Origin of the sequence: Methylophaga frappieri (assembly GCF_000260965.1) — a bacterium.
Classification (GTDB): Bacteria; Pseudomonadota; Gammaproteobacteria; order Nitrosococcales; family Methylophagaceae; genus Methylophaga; species Methylophaga frappieri.
In genome coordinates, this window is sequence record NC_017856.1 from 2,591,886 (window position 1) to 2,605,192 (window position 13,307).

At 43.9% G+C, this 13,307-nt stretch carries 15 protein-coding genes; 3 read left to right on the forward strand and 12 right to left on the reverse strand.

The genetic code is table 11. The features are described 5' to 3' along the window. Positions 1-3: 3 nt before the first annotated feature. Together Q7C_RS12410 and Q7C_RS12415 are read right to left on the reverse strand one after the other, a co-directional pair. Positions 4-456, reverse strand: a complete 453-nt coding sequence (locus Q7C_RS12410) for a hypothetical protein (RefSeq protein WP_014705132.1) — start codon at positions 454-456, stop codon at positions 4-6. Between the two features lie 152 nt (positions 457-608). Further along, complete coding sequence (locus tag Q7C_RS12415; RefSeq protein ID WP_014705133.1) at positions 609-1,394, reverse strand: nuclease-related domain-containing protein; 786 nt, start codon at positions 1,392-1,394, stop codon at positions 609-611. A 168-nt stretch (positions 1,395-1,562) separates the two neighbouring features. On the opposite strand from Q7C_RS12415, the gene Q7C_RS12420 reads away from it, so the two are divergent. Both Q7C_RS12420 and Q7C_RS12425 read left to right on the forward strand, forming a co-directional pair. Beyond that, the gene (locus tag Q7C_RS12420) at positions 1,563-1,754 is read left to right on the forward strand and encodes a hypothetical protein (protein WP_014705134.1); all 192 of its coding nucleotides are present in this window, start codon (positions 1,563-1,565) and stop codon (positions 1,752-1,754) included. A gap of 246 nt (positions 1,755-2,000) precedes the next feature. Beyond that, positions 2,001-3,836: a lytic transglycosylase domain-containing protein gene (locus Q7C_RS12425; protein WP_041366736.1), complete on the forward strand. Its 1,836-nt coding sequence runs from the start codon at positions 2,001-2,003 to the stop codon at positions 3,834-3,836. Between the two features lie 89 nt (positions 3,837-3,925). Here the strand turns inward: Q7C_RS12425 and Q7C_RS12430 are convergent, their stop codons facing one another. The 4 genes from Q7C_RS12430 to Q7C_RS12445 all read right to left on the reverse strand — a co-directional run bounded on the left by Q7C_RS12430 (position 3,926) and on the right by Q7C_RS12445 (position 6,405). Continuing rightward, positions 3,926-4,216, reverse strand: a complete 291-nt coding sequence (locus Q7C_RS12430) for a DUF3144 domain-containing protein (RefSeq protein WP_014705136.1) — start codon at positions 4,214-4,216, stop codon at positions 3,926-3,928. 36 nt (positions 4,217-4,252) lie between these two features. Then, a complete protein-coding gene (locus tag Q7C_RS12435; RefSeq protein ID WP_014705137.1) occupies positions 4,253-4,603 on the reverse strand; it encodes a cupin domain-containing protein in 351 nt (116 codons plus the stop codon). Positions 4,604-5,094: 491 nt separating this feature from the next. Then, on the reverse strand, positions 5,095-5,427 hold the full coding sequence (locus tag Q7C_RS12440; protein ID WP_014705139.1) for an REP-associated tyrosine transposase: 333 nt from the start codon (positions 5,425-5,427) through the stop codon (positions 5,095-5,097). A 375-nt stretch (positions 5,428-5,802) separates the two neighbouring features. Then, entirely contained in the window at positions 5,803-6,405 is a 603-nt protein-coding gene (locus Q7C_RS12445) for a hypothetical protein (RefSeq protein ID WP_041366737.1), read from the reverse strand. A gap of 141 nt (positions 6,406-6,546) precedes the next feature. Here Q7C_RS12445 and Q7C_RS12450 point away from each other — a divergent pair, with 141 nt between their 5' ends. Then, positions 6,547-8,181, forward strand: a complete 1,635-nt coding sequence (locus Q7C_RS12450; RefSeq protein WP_014705141.1) for a trypsin-like serine peptidase — start codon at positions 6,547-6,549, stop codon at positions 8,179-8,181. 332 nt (positions 8,182-8,513) lie between these two features. Here the strand turns inward: Q7C_RS12450 and Q7C_RS12455 are convergent, their stop codons facing one another. The 6 genes from Q7C_RS12455 to Q7C_RS12485 form a co-directional block, all read right to left on the reverse strand. Next, complete coding sequence (locus tag Q7C_RS12455) at positions 8,514-9,023, reverse strand: hypothetical protein (protein ID WP_041366738.1); 510 nt, start codon at positions 9,021-9,023, stop codon at positions 8,514-8,516. Positions 9,024-9,393: 370 nt separating this feature from the next. After that, complete coding sequence (locus Q7C_RS12465) at positions 9,394-9,873, reverse strand: hypothetical protein (RefSeq protein ID WP_151194771.1); 480 nt, start codon at positions 9,871-9,873, stop codon at positions 9,394-9,396. A 135-nt stretch (positions 9,874-10,008) separates the two neighbouring features. Next, positions 10,009-10,542: a hypothetical protein gene (locus Q7C_RS12470; protein WP_041366741.1), complete on the reverse strand. Its 534-nt coding sequence runs from the start codon at positions 10,540-10,542 to the stop codon at positions 10,009-10,011. Between the two features lie 16 nt (positions 10,543-10,558). Next, entirely contained in the window at positions 10,559-11,356 is a 798-nt protein-coding gene (locus Q7C_RS12475) for an SDR family NAD(P)-dependent oxidoreductase (RefSeq protein WP_014705145.1), read from the reverse strand. A 91-nt stretch (positions 11,357-11,447) separates the two neighbouring features. Next, positions 11,448-12,722, reverse strand: coding sequence for a trypsin-like serine peptidase (locus Q7C_RS12480; protein WP_083839473.1), 1,275 nt, complete (start codon positions 12,720-12,722; stop codon positions 11,448-11,450). Next, complete coding sequence (locus Q7C_RS12485) at positions 12,722-13,192, reverse strand: hypothetical protein (RefSeq protein WP_041366742.1); 471 nt, start codon at positions 13,190-13,192, stop codon at positions 12,722-12,724. The genes Q7C_RS12480 and Q7C_RS12485 overlap by 1 nt, the downstream gene beginning before the upstream one ends. Positions 13,193-13,307 lie beyond the last annotated feature (115 nt).

Consider the following 13,307-nt stretch of genomic DNA (forward strand, 5'->3'; position numbering starts at 1 on the left):
CTTTTAATTAATCGTACTTAGACTGCGGCAACCCATCCGAAAAAAACTATCAACAGGCTTGTATTCAAGGCGTGTTTCATTGGCATTTTTGTAGCTGAGCGCGTTATTTTGAAATGAAACATCGGTATAAGTAACGGAGGAAGTTGGATCTAACGCTTTCGTACCATTGTAGTTTTCCTGGGTTTCCGGTTTGTCGATCAGTGAGCTTTTTTCTAGTTGCCAAGTCCCCATTTCTCTTTCAACCCATGTCAAAATCATGCCAGTGCAAGTAATTGACGTCGCAACATAGGTATGATCATCCATCCGTTTTACCAGCTGTTTGGTGGTTTCATTACTGCCATCATAATCGATGGCATACCATGTACCGACTAATTGATCATGGGTCGGATCAGCAGAGACTGCCAAGGGCAGGCAAGCTAACGACAGAGCGATGACCGTTGTTTTAAGTGACGTCATTATCTTCTTCCTTTGCGTTTCGGTTTGAGCGCAAACTCAGATTCAGAAAGCGCGTTAACATTAAATTAAGTATGAAAATTCGCTTTTAAAACTTTGTTTTTATGCTGATTTAAGACACAATTGGCCTCGCCAAGTTCCTGTTTTCGTGTTGGTTATGGCTGATATTCTGATGCAGGAATCCTGACTCGACATTGAGGGAAGCTGGCGCAGCCCCAGAATCGCTGACCTTTGTTGATGCCTTTTTTGGTCTCGCGCAGTACCAAAGTGCCGCCACATTTTGGGCAGGGCTTGGTCGGATTTTTCGTGTTAACGATAGTTTGGACATGTTTGATATGTTCACGGTGAGTCTTCAACGTTCTGGCCAGTCGACCCTGTTCAATCGTCTGCTTGATGTCAATGACTTGAGCCCGGCTGAGCACGGTTTCCGTTCTGTTTAGGATAAATCGGATATAGCCCATGCCGTAAGTGACATTATCTGGCATAGGCGTTTTAAATTCGCTGTTACCAATGAACACCACGAGAGAATGAACCTGCGTGTCATCCAAGCCCAGCAGTGACTGTAGGGTTTTCGTGTGTTTGTAATTCTGATGAAGCGGATTTTGAAATTGGTGGGTGTGTTTATAAATTTTCTGCGTCCACATTCGTTGACGTTCACTGCCATAAATCCAGCCACGAAGATTTTTCGTTTCAACGACAAAGACGCCATAAACCGACACAATGATGTGATCAATTTGTGTTGTGCCATTTTGGGTTGGCAAGGTGACATTTTTGATCAGGTGGTAAACCATTTTATCCAGCTTCCATCTGGCCAAAATATTGATAATAAACTCGCCCAACACGCCTTTAAACCAACGTGACTGAATGATCGCCGCAAAGAGAAAAAACGGGAGCACATACCAGAGTGACCAAAGTGATTGCAGTATGAGTGAAAAATCCATTTACCAAGTCCTTGAGCGCATTTATCTATCAGTTTGGCAGAGACTCTCTTTATACCTGAAGCCGTGAAGTTACGTTGTTATTTGAAATGATTTTGTTGATAGGCGGTAAAAGAAAGGCGTAGATTGTTTATGTTTGTATAGCTGTTAAATCGCGAAAAGGAAAGCAAAATGCAAAAGGGGTTAAAAAAACAATTACTCAAATTTTTCAAGTTTTTGCTTGTCGGGCTACTGTTGATTATTGTCCTCATCCTCACCGGAGAACAGCTTAACGTTGTCGAGATCATGATACTCGGTATCACACCTTACCTTTTGTATCTCATTTATATGGCCGTTAATCGCTCAATTCTGCGCAAGAAATAGTCATGAAATTCCATGTTTAAAACCTAGAATTAATATGCATAAAAAGTGTCAAATCATTGTTTTTATTTGGTTTAATGAAATTAAATGATTGCCGCCAATACGCGAAATCTGGCATGTAAAAAAGAGATGTTTTTTGTGTGGACTTGCCTGTAAAATTCGCAACGTTGGTGTCTGTTCAAGAGCACCCTATAACGAGTTGCCTGCCGCAATGATCCGCTTCTATCTTCACTTTGATCTTCTGCTTACATGAAACCGCTTCTTTGGCTGGTTTGTGTCTTTTTCAGTTCAAACGTGTTGGCTGCGGGCGAAGTGGAAATTCCTTTATTGGCCGAAACTGCCCATTTACAGAAGGCAATAGCTCAGGTCCTGGAGCTTGATGACAGCGGTACCAGCATACTGCGTAATGATAAATGCAGTCGTATCGCGCTATCTGAGGTAATGACAAGCATGATGGAGAGCAATCTGTCTCTGGACATGGCCGTCACCGTGACAACCGGCGCTTATGTTCTTGGTGCGTGTCGTGGTTTAAAGCCCTGGAAAGGTCGTCTAGCTTTAAAAATGACGCCGCAAGTCACTGCCTCCGGCTTGGCGATAGCATTTGTGCCTGAATCGATTGAATTATCGCGTCCAGATGGCAGTCGTGGCCTGTTAAGCAAACCGGCAAAACTGATGACAGATGCCTTACTTTTGCCACGTATAAAGCGCGTACAGATTGATTTAGCTGAGCCACTCAATAGCCTCGATAATCTAATCGAGCAATCACTCTGGGCAGGGCGTGAACAAACACTGGTCCAGCGTACCCGCATTAGTCATATTCAAACCGAAGCAACTGGTATCAAAGCCTGGTTGGCTTTTCAGGTTCGCGCACCAGAACCAAGAGAACCTATTTCAGAACCCAGTCTTGATGACGACGAGTTAGCGCAATGGCTAACACTTGAAGATGAACTGGATGGTTTTTTAACCACCATTATTACCACCTTGGCACAGTCAACCTATTCGCAAACGTTACGCCTGGAATTACTTGCGATCTTGCTGGACGCACGTCATGCCATTGCCGAGGCATTAACGGTTGATGATGCTGAGCGGGATCCAGTTCGCGAACTGTTTCTGACCACATGGGAACGGTTACGGCCACTGATGAGTGAACTCGAAGGACTGGAAACACCGGGGCTGGAAAATGATTTCAGACTTGCGGCATTCATCGCTGGCGGCGATGTATTGCGGGCATTGGATGCGCTTGGGCCGGAGTATGGACTGGAAATTACCCGTGATGGCCTGCGCGGACTCGCCCGTTTGTTGTTGGCAGAAGGGGCACCACCGAGTTTTACACCATTGCCTTTAGAGGTTGATCCGACTTTTCGTGATCTTTTTGGCTTAAATCAAACAACACAACCTCAAGTTATCACAACGGCAATAAGCCAACAGATTGCCAGTGGATTTGACCGCGTCGGTGCCTGGTTGTTTCCAGCGGCCCATGCAGAAGATATTTCGCCAGCCGAGGCCCTGAAAGGGCGTGTTCCGCATACAGATAATCTGACGGAATATCTCGAATTAGTCGCCAAATTATTGGAACAGCAAGCGGAAGCATGGTTAGCCGACAATAATAAAATACCGGACAGATTAACCGCGCGACTGGATCCTTTAGTCAGAGCCACTGCCTGGAAAGAATCCTGCTGGCGACAGTTGGTTGGTTCCAGTAATGAGCCACAAGTGCTGCGTTCATCAGGTGGGGCAGTCGGCATGATGCAGATTAACGGACGGGTTTGGCGGCAGGTTTATGACCTGGATCGACTGGTGGCTGAAGTCGATTACAACGTCAATGCGGGTATCGATATCCTGACGCATTACCTGGTTGATTATGCGATTCGGCGGGGCGAGCATGAACTACCCGGCGGCGATGATAATTTAATTAAGGCCACCTATGCCGCCTACAACGGCGGTCCGGGACATTTGGCGCGCTACCGTCGCGACGATACAGCCTCGTCTTTGAAGGCTATTGACAATGCGTTCTGGCAATATTACACGGCTATGACGGTCGAAAAATGGCCGGAAGTCTCAAGCTGCTACACAGGCAGTAATTAATAAGTAGGTGACCTCAATATCTCATGAGTGCCAACACAAAAAAGCCGACGTTATGTCGGCTTTTTAGCTAGCGGATCAATAACTTCAACTTAATTTGGGTTGTAGTCATCAAAACGCTCAATATATTCCTCGAAGTTCTGATTCATCATCTCTGCATAACGCTGAGCGAAGTACTCGATGATTTTTTGTTTTTCCTCTTTTAACTTCTCAACATCATCAAACTGACGCACAGTGCTAAACACATTAAAACGTGCAGCAGAGAAGAGGAGTGCGGTATTCACATTTTCCACTTCAGTCTCTGCATGCTGCTGGTTTGCAACGTTAATAAACTCATCACAACGTTCTTGGAAGGTTTTTTTAGCAGGGGCATTTTCGCTCATATTCTCCCTCGTTCTTAATTGAATTATGGGGCTTGATTAGCCGAAAATTGATTTCAGGCGGTTGATCGTAATCTTTACGCGGCTTAATAAGCATTTCACAAAATTACCATTGGCGTGCTTGAAGTGCTTTTTAAAGGGTCTTTTTACTTCCCACGTGCCTTTAAAACCATTCGGAAAAATCACCAAGTCACCGGCTTTAAAGGTCACGGCAGGACTGCCATCTTCAGGCGTCATCACGCATTCGCCTTCCAGAATATAGGCATACTCGGTAGTGATGAATTTCCAAGGAAAAACAGAGACTTCTTTCTGCCAGGTTGGCCAGTGTTTGACGCCGAGTTTTTTCAATTGTGCTTCGCTAGGATTACTCTCTACGGTGATGGGTTTCATTTGATTTCCTGATACATTTCATATCGCCGGTCGATATGATTTCAGGGGAAGTAGGGTACGGGATCAGCGCTCATTTTCATAGGCAAGTCAATGAAACAAGGCAGGTTGGGCTGACGCAGGAAGCCCAAATTGATGTGATAATCAAGGCTTGAATAAAGACTAAGAAAAGTAGTGATAAAGAAAGTAAACGTTATAAATGAGTATCATGGGCACGGCAATCATATCGATGCTTTTCGACTGTCTGCTATTCATGGTGATGCGGCCTGACCTTACAAAATAATATTTTTTGAGAAGCAGCGCGAAGCCGGGCATGATGAAAAAAATCAATGTCATCCATAAGTGAAGGCTCAATGTGTATTCTCCTGAAAAATTACCAAATCAATACAACTCACGGCTCACCAAAAAATACCTCATCAACAACGTCTCCAACGCTCCAATCAGGACTTAGCAGACCCTTTCTCATGTACCGATGAATGCTTGAATAGGGCCATTCAGCGGCGTTGCCAAATGCCACGTTCACGTTTGAGCACACGGCTTGGCTTGAGCGGTTCGGTCTTGGCTAGGGCGCGTGAAAACGCCGATTTGATTAACATCCAACGTTTGGAAAAATTGGCATCGCCATCAGGCATAGTCCAGAGTGCATGTATATGATCGGGCAGGATCACCATTGCATCAATATAGAAGGGATGGCGTTGTTTGACGCTACGCATGCATCGGCGCAGCAAAGAAATATGATCGGTTAAAAGCGATTCTTGCCGGTCAAGCAGATTAACCGTAAAGAAATAAGTGGCACCCGCCACATCAGCACGTCGATAACGCATCATTCACAATCCTTGTGAAAGCTTAAAAGTCTTTCTCAAATTTATCAGCCCAACATCAAACCTGCAAAACCATGTAGGTTGGGCTGAAGCATGAAGCCCAACGTGGGGTTAGGATCCAAAGCTTAGGATCGATTTGTTTTGATTGTTGGGCTTCGTACCTCAGCCCAACCTACCTTGCTAGGTTAAACATATCGCATCGTGACAGGATGTGCAAAATCGGCATGGAAGAGCTAACTGTTGTCAGCGCTGGGAGTAGCTTACATTGCCCTGATATAGAACAAATCAAGGGGCAGCTTACTCTATAGTTCTATGACATCAGAGAGCGCTTCTTGAGCTGTTGTGTTTCATGTTGGCTGAACCCTTGATTCCTGTTTTTGGTTATTTATAAATTATTTTATCTATTAGACCTAATCGTATTTTATTTGCTTTTTTTGATTGAGCGTCAACAAACACAACCCAGTCACTATTTATTAATAATATTTCTGACTCAATTACTTTTCCTTCCATGTGTATCTCTGCTCGTGGTTGTTGCGGTCCACCCAAATATGAAGGGATCTTAGGATATATGGTATCTGAAAATTTAAGGCACAACATGGTTGTCATTACCCCAATTGCGATAAAGCCCAAGATGATTTTCATAGTTGTTTGAGTTTTCTCGTCAGAGTTTTCGTCAAGGTAAGGTGGATCAACACCATATTTATGGTCAACTTGCGAGAGAGACACTCCAACCAGACCGAAAACTATGAAGATGTTAAAAATGATAATTGATTTTAGATCAGGTTCTTGACTAGCTTGAAATATAAATATCAGAACTGATGGGACAGATATTATTCTAATAATACTTCTAGTTATTTTTTGTCCGGTGCCGTTCCCGACAGTCATCATCCCAATCAAATCATGTAATGTAAAAGTTACTACGAATATTGATAGATACCCATGATTTTTAAGTATTAATTGAATAGCCACCGATTCATTAGACACTTATCAGGTTTCATACTACAAAAGTAACTGGTTCCCAGTTGCAGTGTAACTGTTACTAACTTAATTTCTTACTCCAATCTGAGCATAGTGTAATTACGCAATTTTAATGTAACTCTATGATTAGAGCTTGGAGGCCTAAAGATGGATAGTCTGTTTAAGATTCTGCTTCTCACCATCCCATTTTATGTTTCGGGATGTGCTCAATTTGTTGAGACTTCTTACGGAAGTGATGGAAACAACTTCTTTATAAAAAATGCTCAACAACAAGACACAGCCAAAGACGCATACTTCAATGGTGACTTTCATGAGGCAAAGCTGAGTTGGAAGATACTTAAACAGGAGGTAGATTCTCGTTTACCTGAGATGAAATACCCAGCCGCTCTGTACATGGAAGGGGCTAAGTATGAGGCAAATTCTGCTTATGCCAGTCTCAAAATGGGAGACCTTGCAGAGGGCTATGAAACTTACAGGAAAGTTTTTGAATATATAAATTCAGAAATTAAGAATCATAAAAACTACTCAGAAAACCGGGCTCGGGAAATTAGGGGAAGGAAACTTTTCAGTCAGGCTTTGAGCAAAACTATCACAACAGGTTTACTTTTGGCTGCCGCTGACTCGACACAAGAGCAATCTGTCTTGAACTTAATTCAAGAAGAAGCCGATCGGATCAGTAGTCTATACAATGAGGATAACTTTTTAGTTGATGACCGAATTTCTGAGTGGTCACTCCCAGAAGCGCCAGGTGCAATTTCAGACGATGGAATAAGAGTTGTGTTCCTGCCCAGTATTGATGAGCCACTTAACATAGGTAAATTGACTATCAATACATCCCGAGGTGCCTCACGATGCACTGCGACATTAGTCGGAGAAAAGGTTGCACTGACAGCCGCTCATTGCGTTACAGACGGAGATGTTTTAGTTAACCCAGCGTCTTTAACACTTGAGTTTTCTGATTTGTATATCCCAGATGTTGTATCTGTTGAACAAATTGTCACACATCAAAATAAGCCCTTTGAATACGATAAGCTTCACATAAATCTTGAAGCCCAAGATTGGGCATTACTTGAGCTTACCAGACACCCTGTCGGTAGAGGTTACGCTGGTGTTATGGATCAAACCCAAGTCAGAGATGACTCTAAGGTGATAGCAACTGGGTTTTCAGCTGACCTTAATGATGGCCGCTACCTATCAATGCATTGGGGCTGTGGAATCATAGATAGACAGGCACATTACTCGGAGCTCAAGTGCAAAATATCAGGTGGTGCATCAGGGGGGCCAGTATTCACCCTAGATGAGCAGGATAAGATTATCGGAGTCAATTCATATGGCCCTGACACAGAAGTGCGTGAGGGCGTGGCCAACACGTCTGACTTCATAGATTTATTGATTGAGTATAGAAAATCAAATCATCAGGGTGATTCGATGATCTTAAATAACAAGGTTCTCAGATCTGTCGACGCGGGCTTTTATGACTGGAACACAGATTGTCAGTTGTCAGGCATTTGGGCTGAAGCTAATAATTCCATTTCAGTAATGCAAGAGACAATTACGGGTGAGGTAAGTGGCAGAAATGTACGGTACCTAGCTCACTCAGGTTATCTTCAACAGCTTCAACTTACTGGACAAAAAGTTAGAAGCGGGTTTTACGACACGGTCTATGGGTCTGGAAGCAATGTATATGATGTTCGTGGTAGCTACTATGTCCGTACAAACACCAATTTGATGATCTCAACTAATGGCTATGGCAAGAAGATAGCCCCAATTCTATGTCAATAACTCATCATCTTGCGTAATTTTATGAATCTGAGATTTTACAATTATACGGATTTAGTTGTAGTTCATTGATCACTACTTGCGTCGTCTTATTGTTCGCCAACTCTTAAAACCCATGTTTACTGAAGCGGCCTGTGGGTGTTGCCATTCCAAGCACCTCCTACATATAAACTGGAGACACTACCTAACTGTTTGAAATGGTCTGTGGAAGAGTGGTAGACCCCCTTTGACTGTTCATATGGAACTGTTCTGATGCCCAAATAATAGCCACGAATTGTCTACGATAGTCAAAGCAGTCCCAATATGTAATTCACATAATTGAGTTTTAACCTACATCAGTGTCTAACTTCGTCATAGTAGAGAATTGCCCATCGGTTCTCTAAGCCACCCATGATCAGTTTAAATGTGGTTTCAAGCTCATAGCCACTATTAAAATGAATGATCATTAAACGAATATCAGACAACCCCTCAACATCGTTCGGGTATGGTGTGCCAAACTGGTCAAGGTGGTGCGGTTCTCCGGGTTGAGGCTCGATCACGGCAAGTTCAACCTTGCATGGTCCTGGTTCTTCGAAATCACAAGACAGAATCTCTTCACATTGATCCGAGACTGTTTTGTCATTGAGGCCGTGTGTAAGTTGGGATAGTGCATCTTGTGAGTTGAGACTATCAGGATAAAGCATCGAGATGCAGACCATGTCACTGGATTCTATCTTATCAGCAATATCAGCCGTGACCGGCGAGTGTGTTAGAAATTCAGCCACGGTTGAGAATAGCGAACTTTCAGTCTGAGCAAACACATTACAAGCACTCAGAAGTAGCATCATTGTCACAAGAAATTTCATGAATTGCTCCTTGATCATAGCAAGTGTCAATCATCAAAACCGCATTCACAGTGATGCTTATAGCAAGAAACCTGGAAGCAATCGGGGCATATCTCCAAGTTGTCGAGCTTGAATCGATCACCGCAAACGCTGCAGCAAAGCTTTCTGTTGATAAAAGCCGTGTAATCCAATCCCACAGCTGCTCTTTTCATCCAATAGGCGCTTACCATCTTCTTCAACTCTGATTCGTCTATGGTTGAGTGCTGTGTCATGTAAAGCTCTGCGGCCAAAACAATGACAGGGCTGAGCTCCTCAAGAACTAATTGACCCTCATCGCTGATTTCAGAACACAGCCTAATGATCTTTAATGCAGATGGTGAATGAACCCGGGTCATGGACGCTGTGATTTGATTCGAGTGCATTCACCGTATGATGAGGTGATATGGTTATCAGTAAAAGGTCGTTGGGTCTGCTGATAGTGACCCAGCCCGCCATCAAACCTGATCTCTAGCAGGTGATCTGATTGGCATTGAATGGTGTCTTCATTGCTGCCGTTGACGTTGATCTTGCAGGCTGCCATTTCTACCGCTTGCCCGATGGTATGTAACTCATAACATCGGCTGTAATTCATGATATGGAGGTGACCCATTTTACTGGAGAGGTGGTCAGGCATGTGATCACTACCTCGAAATAATGCGAGACAAGCTAACTGGTCAGTCTCTGTCATTGAGTTATGATTGAGCTGTCTTAGCGTGATGTCATCACCACCAAGCTGGAAACTGCCTTCAGCGCCCACTACAGCGGTTTGTTTTGGTGTGCATGCTATAGAGGCGTATCCTAAATCGGGCAGGCTCAAGTCTCTATCAGACATGAAGGCGGCCCAATCCAACTGCTTAGAGAGAGCGGTTACAGGGCTAATAATACAGAGCAGACATATGCTGAGAGTTAGGTTTTTCATACAATGCCCAATCCTTTTGAACAATCTATTACTTGTTGATAAGCGGCTTCATGAGATGTAAGTGTTGATGGCATTGAGTGTCAGCCACCATCCTGGCAGGATTTCAAGCAAAAGAAATGTGAGACCTTCTTTTTGCAGCACGCTGACACCAATGTCCACGTTAACCTCATAAAACCTGTCGTTGACCAGCCATTTAATTAGATTTCCCAGTGTGCTTAATTTTTCATCATCGAGTGCTTTTTTATGCACCTGGATAAAAACTGGAGGAGGACTTTTGGCTGGTGTTTTAGCATCCGTGTATAGCTCATCTGAAAAGATGATCGCTTGATTTCCATGCCTAAAATTCTCTGCATGCTGCCTGCCGGCATCAACGTATATGATGGCGTTGTCTTTGTCGAAATAGTTATCCCTGGTGAGCTTTGGTAAAGCTTCCAAGAGGTGAACGATGAGCTCATGGCTGACAACATTCTTTGCGCTCTCTGCTCTTTCAGATCGAGACACCGTCAGAAAACTGGTGATTAGCATCAAGGCTAATAACGCACAGATTAAAAGAGACCTATGGCTCCTAGTAGGTATCTTCATGGAATTACATATCCTATCAAGAGCTACGACGATACCCAGTTACTGTCATCAGCCACTGCACGACACTTGGAAACATAAAATGCTGCCAGCAGACTGTTTTCATCATAAAAGGGATCACAATTCGTCGTTTGTTCTTTTCGATACCTTTTACAATAGCCTTAGCTACCTGCTCAGGAGTGAGGTTAGGAATCATTTTTGCAATTTTGGGTACACGCTCTCTGCTTCCAGGGTTGTGTTGCCAGTATTCAGATTCGACCACGCCACTCTCAAATAGAGTTACGCCAATATCTTTGCCATACAAGTCAGCACGTAATGCTTCATTGAAGCCTTTCATGGCCCATCTGGCAGCATGGTAAGCGGTAGCGCCTGGCCACACAAAACGAGAGCTCACAGAGCTAATATTCACAATATGACCGCAGTTGCGCCTGCGCATTTCAGGAAGAAAAGCCCGAGTAAGGTTAAAGGCCGCAAAGTAGGGAACTTCCATCATCTGCCAGGCTTCATCAGCACTGGTCTCCTGAATATCTTTCCATTGTCCTCGTCCAGCATTATTGATCAGGATGTCAGGTGTGCCTATCTCAGTGTTGATTTGCTTGGCAACATTTTCGACCATCTCGGCATCTGCAAGGTCAAGTGCATAATAGTGTGCATCCCCACCGGAGGCTTTAATTTCTGACTGAACCTCTTTTAGGCGGGCCTCATTTCTTGCAAGGAGAATGACTCTAGCTCCTTTCCTTGCCAGCTCTTTTGCCGTGGCGGCACCAATACCGCTCGATGCCCCTGTCACTATTGCTGTTTTGGCGTTCAAATTCATCTAGTTTCTCCAGAACTAATGCTCACATGACTTTTCTCAGCACTTAGGTATCTTTTCTGATTCCTTGAGATGGCCTTGTAGACATAATTTCTCATTCGGATGGACGCAGCTCTGTTAGATGCTCTGGCTCGGTTAGCTTGCGTAATCTGACTAGAGCGTCATAAAACATTGAGCTAGATGCTCCCAATGCCTTTGAACCGTCATCAAGTGGCGTTCTGGAGTATCCTGCGCCGCTTTGGACTCTGTAGCCAGCAGCATTTACGCCTATTACTGTCGGATTTTGAGGAATTGATGACATCAAAAGAATCGGTGAGCCAGATGAGCCGCCCCAAGTCACACATGTGTAATCATGTTGCCCCATGATTCCCTGTCCCTTGCGGAGTTCACAACCCCAGTCAAGAGACATCAATTGTCCCTGGTTGAGATCCCCAGAGTAACCACCTATGGCGATTTTGGTTCCACTATCGAGTTGAGATGTTTCCGGCATAACATCAAGGTAGCCTCTACCATATGGGTGTCTATCAAGTACCAAAATGGCCCAGTCATGCTTTGTTTCTTTCGTATAATCGCCCTTTGAGCGAACTACCTCTTTGATATTGACGCTGTCCGGATGCCTGAGCGAATCAAACAGTAGCACACCCTCTTGCCAGACATCATTGCCTTGCTCGTTTTCAACACAATGCTTGTTAGTCAGTGCCAATCGATAACCAACGAGAGAAGCTGTGCACCAACCGCTTTGATTTTTAAATTTGGCCACATGAAAGAGGGCGTTGGTAGTGGGGACAACAACTAAGCGGACACCATCGTGCTCGGGTCGTTTCTGACCCATTAGCTCTGGAGAGTTGATGTTTTTGAGACCCTCTATACTGGTGTCGATGAGCTTGTTCCCTAGCTCAAAATACACGCTGTTTAAAATAGAAGAGCCAGATGATGTCGCCGCTTGAAGCTGAAGCAATGCTCCCATCACCTGCGTGTTGTATTCACCGGTAGATTTATTCAGCCGAACCATTTCAGCCTCATCTTCCTGGAATTGATTAAAGGCATTCAGATACATCTCCCTCGCTTTTATTGGATACCCTTGAAGCAGCAGGCTCCAGGCGGAGAAGAGGTCAATCTTCATACTATCGACGTAATAACTCCCAGTGTAGTAATTTTCTCCAGAAGGTAGAGAATTTCTGGCTGACGCAATCAATTGATCGACCGTGTCGTAATCACGCTCTATAAGGGCGGTATCTATGCCATCAAACTTTGCCTCTAAAGTACTTTTGATTACCTCATGTTGATCGACTTCCAGGACTCTAAGCTCTTTTGTACACGCTGATGCGAGCAAAACAAGCAAAATAGGGATAATTCGAGATTTCATCATTAATCTCCTTTGCAAGGCAATGCTCGAACTTTAGAGAGATAAACTGTATGTTTTCTGTTCACATAGAATGGCAAGAAAGTATCTGTAGTTTCATATTTTGCCTCATCAATAGCTGGGAATTGTTCAATGGCTATCTCGTACTTAGTACCTTCACCAGCCCAACCATAACCATTCCTGATCGTACCTTCCCATCGATTGGTAACTCCATTCCAACCTCCTTTGAAATCCCTTAAGGTGTGACTATCACCGAGGGTGTTGAAGTGTTTTCCTTTGAGCTCAAGTTTATCCCCCAGAACCGTGATCACTGCACTGCCTCCAGTGTATGCAGCCCCTTTAATTGTCCAGACCCCGGATAAATAGCATTTATTGAATGCGCCATCGGGGTCATATTTATTCAATATTGGTGAAGCCAAGCTCGAATGAGACGAAAAAGCCAATATGGCTGAGATAATAGAAACTCCAATCTTCATAGGTGCCCTCGCATGACTTTCTGAACCTGTTGACATATTTATGTTGAAAAAAAGTTTGCGGTATTATGAAAAAAAATAGCAGTTAGAAACGGTTACAAACTTGGTGTAACCTTGT